General features: G+C 70.2%; 19 protein-coding genes. 9 read left to right on the top strand and 10 right to left on the bottom strand.

Annotated features, from left to right (window positions below; all coding sequences use genetic code 11):
- The first annotated feature begins 11 nt into the window (after positions 1–11).
- Together ACK4SC_RS05760 and ACK4SC_RS05765 are read left to right on the top strand one after the other, a co-directional pair.
- On the top strand, positions 12–371 hold the full coding sequence (locus ACK4SC_RS05760) for a hypothetical protein (protein WP_409615820.1): 360 nt from the start codon (positions 12–14) through the stop codon (positions 369–371).
- Positions 372–416: 45 nt separating this feature from the next.
- Positions 417–776 carry a hypothetical protein gene (locus ACK4SC_RS05765; RefSeq protein ID WP_409615823.1) on the top strand — a complete coding sequence of 120 codons (360 nt, stop codon included), beginning with the start codon at positions 417–419 and terminating at the stop codon, positions 774–776.
- A gap of 27 nt (positions 777–803) precedes the next feature.
- Here the strand turns inward: ACK4SC_RS05765 and ACK4SC_RS05770 are convergent, their stop codons facing one another.
- Positions 804–1,271 carry a nucleoside deaminase gene (locus ACK4SC_RS05770; protein WP_409615826.1) on the bottom strand — a complete coding sequence of 156 codons (468 nt, stop codon included), beginning with the start codon at positions 1,269–1,271 and terminating at the stop codon, positions 804–806.
- A 24-nt stretch (positions 1,272–1,295) separates the two neighbouring features.
- Between ACK4SC_RS05770 and upp the strand changes: the two genes are divergently transcribed.
- Both upp and ACK4SC_RS05780 read left to right on the top strand, forming a co-directional pair.
- Positions 1,296–1,931, top strand: a complete 636-nt coding sequence (gene upp, locus ACK4SC_RS05775) for a uracil phosphoribosyltransferase (RefSeq protein WP_409615829.1) — start codon at positions 1,296–1,298, stop codon at positions 1,929–1,931.
- Positions 1,932–2,194: 263 nt separating this feature from the next.
- Positions 2,195–2,887 carry a winged helix-turn-helix domain-containing protein gene (locus ACK4SC_RS05780; RefSeq protein WP_409615831.1) on the top strand — a complete coding sequence of 231 codons (693 nt, stop codon included), beginning with the start codon at positions 2,195–2,197 and terminating at the stop codon, positions 2,885–2,887.
- A gap of 100 nt (positions 2,888–2,987) precedes the next feature.
- On the opposite strand, the gene ACK4SC_RS05785 is transcribed toward ACK4SC_RS05780, so the two are convergent.
- Genes ACK4SC_RS05785 through ACK4SC_RS05800 form a run of 4 tightly spaced genes read right to left on the bottom strand, consistent with a single transcriptional unit; the run spans position 2,988 to position 6,227 of the window.
- Positions 2,988–3,845, bottom strand: a complete 858-nt coding sequence (locus tag ACK4SC_RS05785; RefSeq protein ID WP_409615834.1) for a metal ABC transporter permease — start codon at positions 3,843–3,845, stop codon at positions 2,988–2,990.
- Complete coding sequence (locus ACK4SC_RS05790; RefSeq protein WP_409615837.1) at positions 3,842–4,594, bottom strand: metal ABC transporter ATP-binding protein; 753 nt, start codon at positions 4,592–4,594, stop codon at positions 3,842–3,844. The genes ACK4SC_RS05785 and ACK4SC_RS05790 overlap by 4 nt, the downstream gene beginning before the upstream one ends.
- Complete coding sequence (locus ACK4SC_RS05795) at positions 4,591–5,523, bottom strand: metal ABC transporter substrate-binding protein (protein WP_409615840.1); 933 nt, start codon at positions 5,521–5,523, stop codon at positions 4,591–4,593. The genes ACK4SC_RS05790 and ACK4SC_RS05795 overlap by 4 nt, the downstream gene beginning before the upstream one ends.
- A gap of 47 nt (positions 5,524–5,570) precedes the next feature.
- Complete coding sequence (locus ACK4SC_RS05800; RefSeq protein ID WP_409615843.1) at positions 5,571–6,227, bottom strand: HEAT repeat domain-containing protein; 657 nt, start codon at positions 6,225–6,227, stop codon at positions 5,571–5,573.
- A 237-nt stretch (positions 6,228–6,464) separates the two neighbouring features.
- Between ACK4SC_RS05800 and ACK4SC_RS05805 the strand changes: the two genes are divergently transcribed.
- The 5 genes from ACK4SC_RS05805 to ACK4SC_RS05825 all read left to right on the top strand — a co-directional run bounded on the left by ACK4SC_RS05805 (position 6,465) and on the right by ACK4SC_RS05825 (position 10,596).
- Positions 6,465–6,821, top strand: a complete 357-nt coding sequence (locus ACK4SC_RS05805) for a DUF1801 domain-containing protein (RefSeq protein WP_409615846.1) — start codon at positions 6,465–6,467, stop codon at positions 6,819–6,821.
- A 303-nt stretch (positions 6,822–7,124) separates the two neighbouring features.
- Complete coding sequence (locus ACK4SC_RS05810; protein WP_409615849.1) at positions 7,125–7,562, top strand: MarR family winged helix-turn-helix transcriptional regulator; 438 nt, start codon at positions 7,125–7,127, stop codon at positions 7,560–7,562.
- A 63-nt stretch (positions 7,563–7,625) separates the two neighbouring features.
- Positions 7,626–9,002, top strand: coding sequence for a cryptochrome/photolyase family protein (locus ACK4SC_RS05815; RefSeq protein ID WP_409615852.1), 1,377 nt, complete (start codon positions 7,626–7,628; stop codon positions 9,000–9,002).
- Positions 9,003–9,167: 165 nt separating this feature from the next.
- A complete protein-coding gene (locus tag ACK4SC_RS05820; protein ID WP_409615855.1) occupies positions 9,168–9,617 on the top strand; it encodes a hypothetical protein in 450 nt (149 codons plus the stop codon).
- Positions 9,618–9,672: 55 nt separating this feature from the next.
- Positions 9,673–10,596 carry an EamA family transporter gene (locus ACK4SC_RS05825; protein WP_409615858.1) on the top strand — a complete coding sequence of 308 codons (924 nt, stop codon included), beginning with the start codon at positions 9,673–9,675 and terminating at the stop codon, positions 10,594–10,596.
- Here the strand turns inward: ACK4SC_RS05825 and ACK4SC_RS05830 are convergent.
- Genes ACK4SC_RS05830 through ACK4SC_RS05850 form a run of 5 tightly spaced genes read right to left on the bottom strand, consistent with a single transcriptional unit; the run spans position 10,562 to position 14,914 of the window.
- Complete coding sequence (locus ACK4SC_RS05830) at positions 10,562–11,464, bottom strand: carbohydrate kinase family protein (protein ID WP_409615860.1); 903 nt, start codon at positions 11,462–11,464, stop codon at positions 10,562–10,564. The two genes, ACK4SC_RS05825 and ACK4SC_RS05830, sit on opposite strands and share 35 nt — an antisense overlap.
- Positions 11,461–12,372 (bottom strand): pseudouridine-5'-phosphate glycosidase, encoded by a 912-nt coding sequence (locus ACK4SC_RS05835; protein ID WP_409615863.1) that lies wholly within the window; start codon positions 12,370–12,372, stop codon positions 11,461–11,463. Before ACK4SC_RS05835 ends, ACK4SC_RS05830 begins: the two co-directional genes overlap by 4 nt.
- Before the next feature lie 53 nt (positions 12,373–12,425).
- Complete coding sequence (locus ACK4SC_RS05840; protein ID WP_409615866.1) at positions 12,426–13,247, bottom strand: enoyl-CoA hydratase; 822 nt, start codon at positions 13,245–13,247, stop codon at positions 12,426–12,428.
- On the bottom strand, positions 13,244–14,308 hold the full coding sequence (locus ACK4SC_RS05845) for an enoyl-CoA hydratase/isomerase family protein (RefSeq protein ID WP_409615869.1): 1,065 nt from the start codon (positions 14,306–14,308) through the stop codon (positions 13,244–13,246). The genes ACK4SC_RS05840 and ACK4SC_RS05845 overlap by 4 nt, the downstream gene beginning before the upstream one ends.
- 27 nt (positions 14,309–14,335) lie before the next feature.
- Positions 14,336–14,914 carry a potassium channel family protein gene (locus tag ACK4SC_RS05850; protein ID WP_409615872.1) on the bottom strand — a complete coding sequence of 193 codons (579 nt, stop codon included), beginning with the start codon at positions 14,912–14,914 and terminating at the stop codon, positions 14,336–14,338.
- Positions 14,915–14,919: the final 5 nt, after the last annotated feature.

A 14,919-nucleotide genomic window follows, 5' to 3' on the forward strand; every position in this document is an offset into this window, starting at 1 on the left:
GAGGATGCGGAATGACCGGCCATGACGACCGCGAGACAACCACCGACACGACGGTCGCGCACACGCGCGACGTCGACCCCGGCCAGGCGATGGCCATTCGCGAGGTGCTGATCGGCACGGCGGGGGTGCAGAGCGTCGGGGAGGTGGTCGTGCACCGCCTCGAAGGCGGCGACGTGCTCGTCGCTGCGACGCTGGGCTTCGGTCGGCGCACTCCGGTGAGCGACGTGGTCGCGGTGCTCGGCGAGGTCAAGGCGGGCATCCGCGCCGCCGTGCCAGCGGCTCGCTCCATCGTGCTCGAGCCCGAAGTGGCCGCACCCCGCACCGATGTCGATCCGCCAACCGACACCATCATCATCCGCGGCGCCGACTGAGGGCGACATCGGCGATTTCTGAACAGCGCTCGGTAGGCTCATGACATGGAGTTCCTGTATCAGTTCCTCGTCGTCGGTCACTTCATCGGCCTGGCCGCCATCGTCGGCCCCTTCCTCGTGCAGATGCGCAAGAACAGCGACTTCGCGATTACCGCGGTGTTCGGCGGTGCGATTACGCAGCTGGTCACGGGCATCCTGCTGACGGGCGTTGCGGAGGGCATCGACCGCGACCTCGACTACACGAAGATCATCGTCAAGCTCGTGATCGCGCTCATCGTCTTCGTGGCGGCTCTGCTCGGCTGGCTGCGCGCCCGCAAGAATGGCAACGACCGCGCGATCAAGCCGTTCTTCCACGCGGCCGGCGGTCTCGCGCTCGTCAACATCATCCTCGCCGTCTTCTGGTGAGCGGATGCGCGGCGCCCGCCATCGAGGTCAGCGCCGCGTTCCGAAGAACTCGCGCAGCAACCCCGCTGAGTCGTCGGCGAGCACACCGCCGATGACCTCGTCAACCCGGAACGGCAGCCGGCGTTCGCGGAGCAGGTCAACGACCCCGCCCGCGGCGCCGGCTTTGTCGTCGAACGCTCCGAACACGACCCGCGGAACCCGCGCGGCGAGGATGGCGCCCGCGCAGAGAACGCACGGTTCGAGCGTGACGACGAGCGTGCATCCCGTGAGCTGCCAGTCGCCCGTGGCGGCCGCCGCCTGACGGAGCGCCACCACCTCGGCGTGTGCGGTCGGGTCGGTGTGGGCCTCTCGCTCGTTGCGTCCGCGCGCGATAATCGCGCCGCGCGCATCCACGACGACGGCGCCGACGGGCACGTCACCCGTCGTGATTGCCTCGCGTGCCTCCGCGAGCGCCTCGCGCATCGCGGCCAGGTCGGCGTCGGACACCGCGGTCATGGCCACCTCCGTACTATTGAGCCTATGCGAGTGCACGTTGCGGACCACCCCCTCATCACCCACAAGCTCACGGTGCTCCGCGACGAGACAACGCCGTCGTCGATCTTCCGCGCGCTGACGAGCGAGCTGGTCACGCTGCTCGCCTACGAGGCGACGCGTCACGTGCGCACGCACGAGGTCACGATTCAGACGCCCGTCGCCGAGACGGTCGGGCTCGCGATCAGCGAACCGCGGCCCCTCATCGTGCCGATTCTGCGTGCAGGTCTCGGCATGCTCGAGGGCATGACGGCGCTGATGCCGAGCGCCGAGGTGGGGTTCCTCGGAATGGTGCGCAACGAAGAGACCCTCGAGCCGAGCGTCTACGCCGAGCGGTTGCCCGAGAAGCTCGGCAACCGGCAGTGCTTCGTCCTCGACCCGATGCTGGCGACGGGAGGCTCGCTGATCTCGGCCATCGAGTACCTGTTCGATCGCGGTGCCGAAGACGTGACGGCCGTGTGCATCCTCGGAGCGCCCGAGGGCGTTGCCGCCGTCGAGAAGGCGGTCGAGGGGCGCGACGTGACGCTCGTGCTCGGCGCGCTCGACGAACGCCTCAACGAGCACGGCTACATCGTGCCCGGCCTCGGCGACGCCGGCGACCGGCTGTACGGCACCGCCGGCTGAACCCCGCCGGTCACCATTTCGTCGCGTCCGCATCCCCGACGACGCGCGGCCCGGCGACTTGACGCTCTGCTCGAATGAGCGAAATACTCGGGGGATGATCGCCCACGCTCTCGCCCGCACCGCCGTTCCGGCCGGGGAGACCTCGCGCATGATGATGTGCTCCGCGATCGCACACGCCTGTCGAATGTGCTCCTGATGAGATCCCGCGCGCTGCGACTCTCGCCTGCGCGCCTCCATCACTTTTTCGAAGGACGCACCGACACATGACTTTCTCGACCACTCCCCCCACGTCCGGCCCCGCCGCGACCGCGCCCGGCGTGAACCCTCAGCGCCGTGCCGCCGCCGCACCACCGCAGACCGAACCACGGGGCTTCGTGCTCTACGTCGGACTCGACGAGAAGAAGGCCCGCGCCGCCGGCATCGATCTGGGGCGCCTCGTGACCGAACTGAAGAGGGTGACCGCCGAACTCGCACCCCAAGCCGAGACGCACGCCGCCGTGGCGCTCGCGCCGGTCGGCGCGGGCGGACGAGACCTGGAGGTCGTGCGCCTCGCGATGCAGGATCCCGCCGCGCTCTCGCGCTACCGCGCCGACACGACGACGGCGCCAACCGACGAGGGCGTGATCGTCGACATCTCGCGCAAGCGCGTCGTACTCGACGGCGAAACCGCTCAGCTCACGTACAAAGAGTTCGAACTGCTGCAGTATCTGGTGCTGCGCGAGGGCCGCACGATCGACCGCACCGAGTTGATCAGCGCACTGTGGGCCGAGGGCGTCGAGCACGAAGGCGAAGTGCCAAACGAGCGCACCATCGACGTGCACGTGCGGCGCCTACGGGCGAAGCTCGGCAACTACGAGGAGATCGTGCGCACCGTGCGCGGCGCCGGCTACCGATTCGACCGCCACGCCGACGTCACTGTTCGCTATGCGTCCACGCCGTCGCCCGACACCTTCTGACGGGTAGCCCGCACCCCGGTCGCCGCGAGCTGCGCGATTTTTTCGCGCAGCGGCGACGTGCGTTTCGTCGTCGTGCTGAGTGAGTACGGCCACGATCGCCTTATGCCGTTGACGCTAGAGGCCGCCGGATGCGCGCCACAAGACCCCGGGTGGGGTGCAGCAGGTAGACGGCGAAGAACACAATCGCGTTGACCACCACGACGGCGCCGCCGGAGGCAACATCGAGGTAGTAGCTGAGGGCGACGCCGACCAGGCTGGAAGCTGCGGCGATGAGCGGGGCGATGACGAGCATCCGTTGGATGCGGTCGGTGAGCAGGCGCGCGGTCGCCCCCGGAATGATCAACAGCGCGACGACGAGCACGACGCCCACGATCTGCAAGCCGACGACGGCGGTGAGAGCCAGCAAGCCCAGGAGGAGCGCCGAGAGACGGCGGGGAGAGAGCCCGATGGAGTGGGCGTGCGCCGGGTCGAAGGCGAACAGGGTCAGGTCGCGTTGCTTGACGATGAGCAGGGTCAGGGCGATGGCGCCGATGATCGCGATCTGCAGCAGGTCGGTGGGGCCCACCCCGAGGATGTTGCCGAACACAATGTGGCCGAGGTCGATCTGGCTGGGTGTGATCGAGACGAGCACGATACCGAGCGCAAAGAGACTCGTGAACACGATGCCGATCGCCGCATCCTCCTTGATGCGGGAGGTGTCCCGCACGACGCCAATGAGTAGCACGGCGAGCAGGCCGAAGACGAGGGCGCCGATCGCGAAGGACGCGCCGAGGAGATAGGCGAGTACGACGCCGGGCAATACGGCGTGCGCGACGGCGTCACCCATCAGCGACCAGCCGATCAGCACGAGCCAGCAGCTGAGAACCGCACACACCACGGCCGCGATCGTCGTCGCCGCGAGGGCGCGCAGCATGAACTCGTAGGTGAACGGTTCGAGAATGAGGTCGAGCCAGGTCATGCGCGGGCCTCCCCGGGGTCGACGTCGCGCGGTAGTCCGAACGCGCGGGCCAACACCTCGGGGGCGAGCACCTCGTCGGGCGGCCCGTCGGCGACGAGGCGACGGGCGAGCAGCACAACCCGGTCGGCCCGGTCGGGCAGCGTTGCGAGGTCGTGGGTCGAGACGAGCACAGTGGCGCCGGCCGCGGCGAGGTCGGCGAGCACGTCGGCGATGAGCCGCTCGCTGACGACGTCGACGCCCGCGTACGGCTCGTCAAGCAGCAGCACGTCGGCCTGCTGCGCCAGCGCCCGGGCGACGAAGACGCGGCGGCGCTGACCGCCCGACAGCGCGCCGATGGACCGGTCGGCGAGGTCGCTCAACTGCACTCGCGCGAGGGCGTCGGCGACGGCGTCGCGATCGGCGGCGCGCAGCCGGCGGGTCACCCCGAGCCGGCCGTATCGCCCCTGCGCGACAATGTCGGCGACGGTGAGCGGGAAGTCGGGGTCGACCCCGTCTGACTGCGGCATGACGGCGACCCGGCCGGCGCGGCGTGCTGCGTTGGGGGTGCCGCCGAGCACCTCGATCGTTCCCTGGCTGGGGCGAAGGCGACCCGTGATCGCGCCGAAGAGGGTCGATTTGCCGGCCCCGTTCATCCCGACGAGCGCGGTGACCGCCGCCGGGGCGACGGCGAGCGTGACGTCGTCGAGGGCGGTGACCGCGCCGTAGCGCACGGTCACCGATTCGAGGCGGATGCTCGCGGCCGCGCTCACGAGGTCAGCCCCGTCGCGATCGTCTCGGCCGCGTGGCGCAGCAGGGCGAGGTAGCTGGGCACGGGCCCGTCGGGGTCGGAGAGGGAGTCGACGTAGAGGGTGCCGCCGAACCGCGCGCCCGTGTCGGCGGCGACCTGCATCATCGCGTCGGCCGAGACTGTCGACTCGCAGAACACAGCGGGAACCTCGCGCTCGCGCACCGTGTCAATGACCGCGGCGACGCGCTGCGGGGTGGCCTGCTGGTCGGCATTGACGGGCCAGAGGTAGGCCTCGTCGAGCCCGAGGTCGCGGGCGAGGTACGAGAAGGCTCCCTCGCAGCTGACGAGCACGCGCTCTGTGGTGGGCACGCGCTCGATCGAGGCGGCAAGCTCTGTGGCGACGGCGTCGAGCTCGGCCGAGTAGACGGCGGCGCGCTCGGCGTAGTGGTCAGCTCCCGCGGGGTCGAGCTCGGCAAGGGCCGCGGCGATCTGCGCTACGTAGTGCTGGCCGGCGACGGGTGACATCCAGGCGTGTGGATTCGCCTCGGACGTGCCCGCAATGGGCACGGGGTCGAGGCCGTCGCTGAGAGTGACACTCGGGGCGTCGACGTCGGCGATGAACTGCGCAAACCACGCCTCGAGGCCGAGACCGTTCTCGATGACAAGGTCGGCGCCGCGCGCCTGTCGCAGGTCGCCCGGGGTTGGCTCGTAGCCGTGAATCTCGGCACCAACGCGGGTGACCGAGCGCACCTCGACGCGGTCGCCGGCGACCTCGCGCACCATGTCGGCGATCACCGTGAAGGTTGTCAGTACGAGCGGGCGGTCGGACGCCGCGTCATCGGATGCGCGGGAATCGTCGACAGCGAGCGGCCCCGTCGGCGCACACCCGCCCGCGAGCGCGACGAGCGCCGCGGTCGCGACCGCGAGCATCCCGCGCGGATTTTTCGGCATACCGAAAAATGTACTCCGCTGTCGCTGCGGGTGTGATCAACGAGCGGTCAGGGGCGCGGCTCGTTGCTGACCTCGCGCAGAGCCGCTTCGATGGCGACGTCGAAGCCGAGTGCGTCGTCGGCGCGCATCGCTTGGGTTGCGAGCGCGTGCGCTCGGGTGTGCGGGTCGGGCGCTTGGGCACTCGCGGCGAGCGCCGGGGCTGCGTCGTCGCCGAGGAACAGCAGCGCGTCGGTGAGGGCGCGCTGCACGGGCCAGTCGCCGACGCCGAGGTGCGCCGTGAGCGTGACAGCGAGCTCAGCGCGCTCGACCTCGGGCGCCACACGACTGGCCGCACGCCACGCCGTGCGGGCCACGCGCAGGTCGGGGTTGTCGATCAGCTCGCGGGTGATCGCGGGCCAGGCGCGGGTGTCGCCGATCTTCGACAGGGTATGCAGCGCCTGGCTGCGGGCCTGCGGGTTCGTCGACGCCAGCTCAGCGGTGAGTGCCGGAAGCGTTACGTCGGGGTCGTGGCGCAGCAGCGCCCAGGTGAGGCTCTCGCGAACGGTGAGGTCGGGGTCGACGGCGCAGCGGGCGACTAGCACCGGCACGTAAGTGTCGCGCGGGTGGGTGCCGGCGGTGAGGGCGGCCTGCTGACGCATCGAGGCGGCGGTCGCCGTGAGCGCCTCCGCGAGGCGGCGTGCCGCCGGATCGTCTGTCGCGGGCATCTGCCCAGTCTGCGGCCACCGCCTGACCGATGCGTGAGACCGGAGTCGTTGCTATCGTCGTTTCAGGCGCCTCGGCGCCCTCGCGCAGTCGATGACGAAGTGCTCGTCTGACACATTCGCGGAGAGGACTGACCCCGGTCAGGACACGTCCGCGGTGGAGATTGCGCAACCGCCCCGACCCCGGGCCGGTTGTGTACACCCAGCCGCGAATGCGGCGCGAGAGAAAGGCGGGCACTCATGCCCACGACCGACAAAGCCGCCGACGACCTGCAGGCCGTGCTCGACAAGATCGCGAGCTGGCCCGACCCGTTCCCTGCGATCGGCGCGCAGTTGCACGAGACGATCCTCAGCGCGGGCCCCAAGCTAAAGCCGCGCCTCTGGTACGGCGGGTGCGGGTACGCCACCGGGCGCAGCACTCCGGTCGTCGTCTTCGTGCGGGTCGACGACGGCGTTATGTCATTCGGGGTGACCGAGAAGGGCACCTCCGAGCGCGAAGACGGGTCGCTACTGCGGCCGGCGGCCTGGTACGTCGACGAGATGGATGCGCGCACCCTCGACCGCGTCGCCGACCTGGTCCGCGCAGCCTTCGCGTGACCACGGGATGCGCGTGACCGGGCCAGCCCCGCGCATCCACTGTCAGCAGATTCATCGAAAAATAACGTTCCGGTAACTAGACACCGTTACCTTCCCGTTATATCTTTCTAGAGCGTCAACCGTTTGCTGTGGCGGTAGACGCGGAATGTGATTGCAGGACACTCTTGGTGCAAGGGAGAGGCCCGACCGTTTGCCTCGACGGTCGGGCCTCAATCACGTTAAGCGCTCCCCGCAACGCCCGCCTGTGACGAATCATCACCGCGCGCGTCGCGCGACACCATGCAGGTGAATAGAGTTACGTGCATGACGGAGAAGTCGCTCGCAGTGGACGCATGGGAAGCGTTGTTTCGCGCCCAGGTGTCGGTGCTGCGCCAGCTGAGCGCAGAGTTCCCGACGACGGAGATCTCGTTCACCGAATACGACGTGCTCTTCAACCTGAGCCGGGCACCCGAGCGCAGCCTGCGCATCCGCGACCTGATTCCGCACCTGCTGCTCAGCCAGCCGAGCGTCAGCCGCCTGCTCGAACGCCTCGCCACGCGCGGCCTCGTCACCAAGCAGACCGACCCCACCGATGCCCGCGGCACCATCGTCACCCTCACCGACGACGGCTACACGCTGTTCCGCCGAGTCGCGGTCGCGCACGCCGACTCCATCTCGCGCCGGGTCGGCGGATCGCTCGACGCCGACGAGCTCGCGCAACTGACCGCGCTGTGTCGAAAGCTGCGCGACGGGGCGAGCTGAGCATCCCGTCGACGCATCGCGCGTCGCGGCGAACTGTCGGAAAGCCTGCATACGGTGAGCGGCATGGCCGCTGACACCTCCCCGACCATCGTCTGGTTGCGCGACGACCTGCGCGTCGCCGACAACCCCGCACTGAACGCCGCCGTCGAGCGCGGCGGCGACGTCGTCGTCGTGCTCTACGTGCTCGACGACGAGAGCGACGAGGTGCGGCCGATCGGCGCGGCCAGCCGCTGGTGGCTGCACCACAGCCTGACCGCGCTCGCCGCCGACCTCGACGCGCTCGGCGCGAGCCTCACCCTGCGCCGCGGCCCCGCCGAACGGGTCGTCATGGGCGTCGTCGACGAGGTCGGCGCGGGCGCCGTGCACTGGAACCGCCGCTACGGTCGCGCCCGAGACGTGGATGCACGCCTCAAGGCGGCGCTCAAAGATCGCGACATCGAGGCGGTCAGCCACGCCGCCAACGTGCTGTTCGAGCCGTGGACCGTGCAGACCGGCTCGGGCGGCCCCTATGGTGTCTTCACTCCGTTCTGGAAGTCGTGCCTGGCGCGCGACGAGCCGCGGGCTCCGCTGGAGGCGCCCGCGAGCATCCGAGGGTTGGCGGTCGAGGGCGACGACCTCGAGGAGTGGACGTTACTGCCGACGGCGCCCGACTGGGCGGGCGGCATGCGCGACGAGTGGACGCCGGGCTCGGCGGGGGGTCGCGAACGCCTCGACCAGTTGGTGGATGAACGGCTCGCCGAGTACCACCGGCGCGACGAGCCCGGCATCGAGGCGACCAGTCAGCTGAGCCCGCACCTGCGCTTCGGCGAGATCAGCCCGCACCAGGTGTGGCACCGGCTGCGCGACGGCCTGTCGGGACTCGCGGCGAAGAACCACGCAAAGTTTCTGAGCGAGTTGGGCTGGCGTGAGTTCTCGTACCACCTGCTGTTTCACAACCCCGACCTCGCCACCGTCAACTACCGTCGCGAGTTCGACGCGTACCCGTGGAACGACCCCGACGAGGCCGGCCTCGCCCTGTGGCAAAAAGGCCGCACGGGGATCCCGATCGTCGACGCCGGTATGCGCCAGCTGTGGCACATCGGCTGGATGCACAACCGCGTTCGCATGATCACCGCCAGCTTCCTGACGAAGAACCTCCAGATCGACTGGCGGGTCGGCGAGGAATGGTTCTGGGACACGCTCGTCGACGCCGACGAGGCGTCGAACGCGGCCTCGTGGCAGTGGGTGGCTGGGTCGGGGGCCGACGCGGCGCCGTACTTTCGGGTCTTCAACCCGGTGCTGCAGGCGCAGAAGTTCGACCCGCGCAACGAATACATCGCGCGCTGGGTGCCCGAGGAGGGTACCGAGGACTACCCGGAGCCGATGGTCGACCTCAAAGAGTCGCGCCAGGCCGCGCTCGACGGGTACGAGGTGGTGAAAGCGGCGAAGGGTCGGGCCTAGCGAACGCGGCTGTGTGAGAGCTTCCTCATCTCGGCGGACGGCAACATGAGAAGCCCCTCACGCACACCTCCTTGTCATCTCATCCGCAGTGCCGAGAGTTGTCTCATCGCGAACGACCGATCGGGTCGGTCGCTCGAGTAAGACAAACATCCAAGGAGTCAGATCATGGCAACGAACCTCAGCCCCAAGAACTGGATCGCCATCGGTGCGGCCAGCGCCCTCAGCCTCGGCGTGATGGCCGGCGGCGCGGTCACCGCGGCCAACGCCATGCCCCTGTTCACCGGCAACGGCGACCGCACCGGCGCCACCTCGGCCGACGTCAAGGGCACCGGAGGCGCCGACGTCACCTTCCGCGTCACGAGCGACAGCATCGTGAGCCCCTCGCCCACCTCGCCGGTCTCGGTCAACTCGCCGAACACGGTGTCGCCGATCAGCCCCGTCTCGGCGCAGTCGCCCGCCAGCCCGATCTCGCAGCCCTCACCGCCGAGCCCGGTGTCGCAGCCCTCGCCGCCGAGCCCCGTGTCGCTGCCGTCGCCGCCGAGCGCCCCGTCGCCCGCGAGCATCGCGTCGCCCGCCAGCGTCGACTCGCCCGCGAGCGTCGACTCGGTCGACTAATCGCCTGACGCCGGTCGCGTCACGCACCCACGACGGGGTGCGGGATACTCACCACGTGAGTCCCGCACCCCGTCGTCGTGTTCCGGCGACCGCCCTCGCCGTCGGGGCGATCGTCTCGGTGCAGTTCGGCAACGCGATCGCCGGCAGCACCTTCAGCGAGGTGGGCAGTCTCGGGGCCGCGACGCTGCGGCTGGTGTTTGCCGCGATCATCCTGATGGTGGTGATCCGCCCGCGGATGCACGGTTGGTCGCGCCGCACCTGGGTCGGTGTGGGACTGCTCGGCCTCGGGCTCGGCGGCATGAACGCCCTCATCTACCTGGCGATTGAGCGCATTCCCATCGGCGTCGCCGTCACGATCGAGCTGCTCGGCCCCCTGGCCGTCGCGGTGGCCGGCACGCGACGCGCCCGTGACCTGCTGTGGGTGTGCCTCGCCGCCGTGGGTGTGCTGCTGCTCGGCATCGACCGCGGCGGCTCATTTGCGATCGACGGCGCGCTGTTCGCCGCTGGAGCCGCCGCCTTCTGGGCCCTCTACATCGTCGCGTCGGCTCGGCTCGGCGCGTCGCACGATGGGGCCCCCGCCCCGCGCGGAGTCGACGCACTGGCCGTTGCCATGGTCGTCGCCGCCGTCCTCGTCGCACCCATCGGTGCGACGCAGGCGCGGGATGCTGTGCTCGCCAACCCCACGATGGTCGCCGTCTTCGTCGGCATCGCGGTCATGACCTCCGCGGTTCCGTACGCGCTCGAATTCATCGCCCTGAAAACCATGCCCACCCGAGTCTTCGGCGTGCTGTCGAGCCTCGGCCCCGCCGTTGCCGCGCTCGCCGGGCTTGTCGTGCTCAGTCAGGTGCTGAGTGCGCTGCAGCTCGTCGCGATCGCGGCGGTGATCGCCGCAAGCATCGGCGCCGTCTGGGGGGCCGCACCACGACGTGGGCGGGCTCCCGCGGTCAGCGGACCGGGGGTCGTCCCCCCGCTCGGCTGACCGCGATCGCCGCCGCGTGCATCCCCTGCGCGACGGCGGTACTCACGTCCCGTCGGTGCGCCAGCGCCGCCAGCACACCGGCTCCGAAGGCGTCACCCGCTCCCGTGGAGTCGACCACGGGCACGGGGTCGACGGCGTACTCGTGCACCGCCCCCGACTGCTCGGCGACGGTCACCCCCCGGGCGCCGTCCGTCAGCATCACCAGGGGCGCCGCGTCGAGTAGGACGACGGCCGCGTGGGCTGGCGTGGCTTCGGGCTGACCGATCAGCAGGCGCGCTTCCGCGAGGTTCGGCAGCAGCAGATCGACGCCACTGATGGCGCGGCGGAAGCGCTCGGTTCCGTAGTCGGTGATGAAGCCGACCGATCCCGGGTCGAGCGACACGGTCGCGCCGTGCTCGTGGGCGCGGGCGATCAGGGCCGCCACGTCATCGGCGGTGAAGGCGTTGACGAGCCCGTACCCCGTGAGGTGCACGATGCTCGCCGACTCCAGCAGCTCGTCGGTCACGGCCGCTGGATCGAGTTCGTCGTTTGCTCCCCGATCGGTGAGCATGGTGCGTTGCTCACCCTCGGCGATGATGACGATCGTGCCGGTGCCCCGCGTCGTCGACTCCCTCAGGTGCGCCGTGACCCCCGCCTCGGCGAAGATGCGGCGGTGGGTCGGCGCATCGCCGGCCCCGACGCGGCCGACGAAGTCGACCGGCACGCCGTGCCAGCCGATCCACGCTGCCGTGTTCGCGGCAGATCCGCCGGGGCTGGCGATGATCGTCGAGGGAGTGTCGGTGTCGGCCCGCAGGGGCAGCGAGGGCAACACGACGATGTCGTTGATGACGTCACCAACGACGAGGATGCGCGGCGTCGCGTCGCTCACGCGCCCCGCGCCGCCCAGGCGGTCGCGATCCGCCCGGCCGTGGCCACGTTGTTGCGGGCGAGGTCGAGGTTCACCTCGAGGCTGCGGCCGCCCGAGGCTTCGACGATGTAGCCGAGCAGGAACGGGGTGACGGCCTTACCCCGCACCCCCGCGTCGTGGGCCGCGGCGAATGCCTGCGCGAGCACACGGTCGTGCTCGGCGGGATCCCACTGTTGCTCGGCGGGAATCGGGTTGGCCACGACGATGCCCTGACGGTGGCCGAGCGCGTCGTGTGCCGCCATGATGGCGGCGATGTCTTCAGGCGTCTCGACCGACCAGTCGAGGGTGTGCTCGCTCTCGCGCAGCCAGAAGCTGGGGAAGATGGTGGTACTGAGCCCGACGACCGGGATCGAATACGTTTCGAGCCGCTCCAGGGTCGCCGCGATGTCGAGAACGCTCTTCACGCCCGCCGACACCACCGTGATCGGCGTGACAGCGAGCGTCGACAGGTCGGCCGACTCGTCGAAGCTCTCGCTCGCTCCCCGGTGAACCCCGCCGAGGCCCCCGGTCGCGAAAACGCGGATTCCGGCTTTCGCCGCCAGGTGGGCGGTCGCCGCGACCGTCGTGGCTCCGCTCGCGCCCCGCGCGGCAAGGATCGGCAGGTCGCGCACGCTCGCCTTCGCGAGATCCTCCTCGGCGATACGGCGCACACCGTCGGCGTCGAGGCCAATGCGCGGAACCCCGTCGAGCACCGCGATCGTCGCCGGGGTGACGCCCTGCTCGCGCAGGATCGCCTCGAACTCGATCGCCGCTTCGTGGTTGCGGGGTCGCGGGAGGCCGTGGCTGATGATCGTCGACTCGAGGGCGACGACGGGGCGCCCGGCGTCGAGCGCCTCGGCAACCTCGGACGAAAGCTGTAGTGCGGTCACGCGCCCACTGTATCGGCGGCGCGGGGTGCACCCTGCGGTGCACCCACGACGGCTCAGCGGTGCGTGAACCGCGGCTCGCGCTTGTCGATGAAGGCGCGCATCCCCTCTTTTTGGTCGTCGAGGGCGAAGCCCGCGTGGAAAACGCGGCGCTCGCGCGCGACGCCCTCCGTGAGGGTCGATTCGAAGGCCGCGTCGACGAGCTCGGTGGCGGCCTGCAGCGCCGGCAGCGACTTGTTTGCAATGCCATCGGCCATGGTGAGCACGTCGTCAAGCAGCGCGTCGGCGGCGACCACGCGCGCGACGAGGCCGGCGCTTTCAGCCTCGCGAGCATCCATCATGCGACCGGTGAGAATGAGCTCCATGGCCTTCGCCTTACCCACGGCGCGCGTCAGCCGCTGGGTGCCGCCCATGCCGGGCACGACGCCCAGATTGATTTCGGGCTGGCCGAACTTGGCGGTGTCGGCCGCGATGATCACGTCGCACATCATCGCGAGCTCGCACCCGCCGCCGAGGGCGAAGCCGTTGACGGCGGCGATCAGCGGCGTGCGGATGCGCGTGAGCGCGTCCCAGCCGGCGAACAGATCGCGGGTGGTCGCCTCCGCGTAGCTGAGCTCGGCCATCTCTTTGATGTCGGCCCCCGCGGCGAACGCGCGGCCCGCCCCGGTGAGCACGATGGCGCCGATGCTGTCGTCGACATCGAAGTGCGTTGCGGCGGCGACCACCGCATCCATGGCCTGCTGGTTGAGAGCGTTGAGCGCCTGCGGTCGGTCGAGCACGATGAGGCCGACGCGGCCGCGACGCCCGACAAGAACCCCGGCGGGCGCGTCGACGGACTCGAAACCGTCGGGAAGGGTGGTGGCGGGGGCGTCGGTCACTGTGGGCTCCAGTCAGGGGTGTCGAATCGGGCGCGCTCCGCATCGGTCAGCGGGGCGAAAAACGACGCAACCCGGTCGGGGTCGACGTCGTCAATCGTCGGAGGCTGCCAGCGCGGCTGCCGGTCTTTGTCAACGAGTTGCGCCCGCACCCCCTCGGCGAAGTCGGGCTCGTCGAGCAGTCGCAGCACGACGCGGTACTCCTGGTCGAGAGCCTCGTCGAGCCGGTGAAGACGGTGGGCGCGACGGAGCGCCGCCAGGGTCGTCACGATTGACGTCGGCGAACGCTGGGTGAGTGTGCGCGCCGCCTCCTGCAGCTCGGCGACGGCGGATGCCCGCAGGCGATCCAGAATCACCGCCGCGTTGTCGCCGCGGTAGGCCGCGTCGATGTCGCGCTGAATCAGGTCAAGCGGGGCATCACCGGGGTCGATCGCGAGGCTGTCGACGACCGCGTCGACATCATCGACCTCGGTGCAGCGCTCGAGCGCATCGATGAGCTCATCGCACCGTTCGGATGGCACGCTCACGTCGGCGAGCCCGACCGCGATCGCGTCGGCCGCGCCGACCATCTGCCCGGTCAGCGCCAGGTGGGTTCCGGCCTCGCCGGGCCCGCGGCTGAGCAGCCAACTGCCGCCGACATCGGGGGTGAAGCCGATGCCCGTCTCCGGCATGCCGATGCGGGTGCGCTCGGTCACGACGCGATGCGAACCGTGGGCCGACACGCCCACGCCGCCGCCCAGAACGATGCCGTCCATCACGGCGACGTACGGCTTCGGAAACCGGGCGATCTGGCTGTTGAGCCGGTACTCGTCAAAAAAGAACTCGGCGGCGACCGCCACCGTGCCCTCGGCGACCGCCGTACGCATGGCGACGATGTCGCCCCCCGCGCAGAACGCGCGTTCGCCCGCCCCGCGGATCGCGACCACGGCGATGCGGTCATCGCGCGCCCACTCGGCGAGCGCATCCCGCACGCCGATGACCATCTCGTGCGTGAGGGCGTTGAGCGCCTCGGGCCGGTCTAGCGTGATGAGGCCGAGGCGGCCACGAGTCTCGACAGCGAGCATGCGACCACGCTAGCGGGGTTCGCGAAACTAGGACGGGCCGTCACACCCATGGTCGTGGTGGGCCGCGCGGATGAAGCCCGAGGTTCCCCCGTCGGCGCGGGGCAGATACCGCTCTTGCAGGAAGCCGGCCAGGTCGTGGATGGCGGTACCCAGCGTCGCTCCGGCGGCGCGCAGCGACGCGTCGGGTGACCGTTCGGCCGCCTCGGCCAGCTGTGCGCAGTACCGCATCGCCGACGGCAGACACGTCGCAGGGTCGCGTTCGGTGAAGTAGTACGTCTCGGCGTGCTGCCCGAGATCGATGCGCACCTGCGCGGCGCCCGAGGCAAGCGCGTGCACCACCCCGGTTGCTCCGGGCGCCGCTCCCTCGTCGACGAGACCCTCGTGCATGCGCGCACTACTGATGTGCGACACGTGCAGCGCCCACGCCCTCCGCCGCGCGAGCGCGGGGTAGAGCTGCATGATCCACGAGATGGAGGCGGTCAACAGCACGAAGCCGATCAGCGCCTGCACCGGTGAGACCAGCCGCAGCACCGGCTGAGTGATCACCACGTCGCCGAGGCCGAGGGTGCCCAGCACGACGATCGACATGTACACCGCTTCGGCCACGTCAC

The sequence above is a fragment of the Microcella sp. genome, from assembly GCF_046293215.1.
Lineage (GTDB): Bacteria > Actinomycetota > Actinomycetes > Actinomycetales > Microbacteriaceae > Microcella.

Excerpts from the sequence above, each read along its gene's own strand:
- ACK4SC_RS05780 (WP_409615831.1), top strand. The coding sequence starts at position 2,195 with ATGACTTTCTCGACCACTCCCCCCACGTCCGGCCCCGCCGCGACCGCG.
- ACK4SC_RS05845 (WP_409615869.1), bottom strand. The coding sequence starts at position 14,308 with ATGCTCGCTGTCGAGACTCGTGGCCGCCTCGGCCTCATCACGCTAGAC.
- upp (WP_409615829.1), top strand. The coding sequence starts at position 1,296 with ATGCGAGTGCACGTTGCGGACCACCCCCTCATCACCCACAAGCTCACG.
- ACK4SC_RS05820 (WP_409615855.1), top strand. The coding sequence starts at position 9,168 with ATGGCAACGAACCTCAGCCCCAAGAACTGGATCGCCATCGGTGCGGCC.
- ACK4SC_RS05810 (WP_409615849.1), top strand. The coding sequence starts at position 7,125 with ATGACGGAGAAGTCGCTCGCAGTGGACGCATGGGAAGCGTTGTTTCGC.
- ACK4SC_RS05770 (WP_409615826.1), bottom strand. The coding sequence starts at position 1,271 with ATGACCGCGGTGTCCGACGCCGACCTGGCCGCGATGCGCGAGGCGCTC.
- ACK4SC_RS05815 (WP_409615852.1), top strand. The coding sequence starts at position 7,626 with ATGGCCGCTGACACCTCCCCGACCATCGTCTGGTTGCGCGACGACCTG.
- ACK4SC_RS05795 (WP_409615840.1), bottom strand. The coding sequence starts at position 5,523 with ATGCCGAAAAATCCGCGCGGGATGCTCGCGGTCGCGACCGCGGCGCTC.
- ACK4SC_RS05765 (WP_409615823.1), top strand. The coding sequence starts at position 417 with ATGGAGTTCCTGTATCAGTTCCTCGTCGTCGGTCACTTCATCGGCCTG.
- ACK4SC_RS05785 (WP_409615834.1), bottom strand. The coding sequence starts at position 3,845 with ATGACCTGGCTCGACCTCATTCTCGAACCGTTCACCTACGAGTTCATG.
- ACK4SC_RS05760 (WP_409615820.1), top strand. The coding sequence starts at position 12 with ATGACCGGCCATGACGACCGCGAGACAACCACCGACACGACGGTCGCG.
- ACK4SC_RS05800 (WP_409615843.1), bottom strand. The coding sequence starts at position 6,227 with ATGCCCGCGACAGACGATCCGGCGGCACGCCGCCTCGCGGAGGCGCTC.
- ACK4SC_RS05805 (WP_409615846.1), top strand. The coding sequence starts at position 6,465 with ATGCCCACGACCGACAAAGCCGCCGACGACCTGCAGGCCGTGCTCGAC.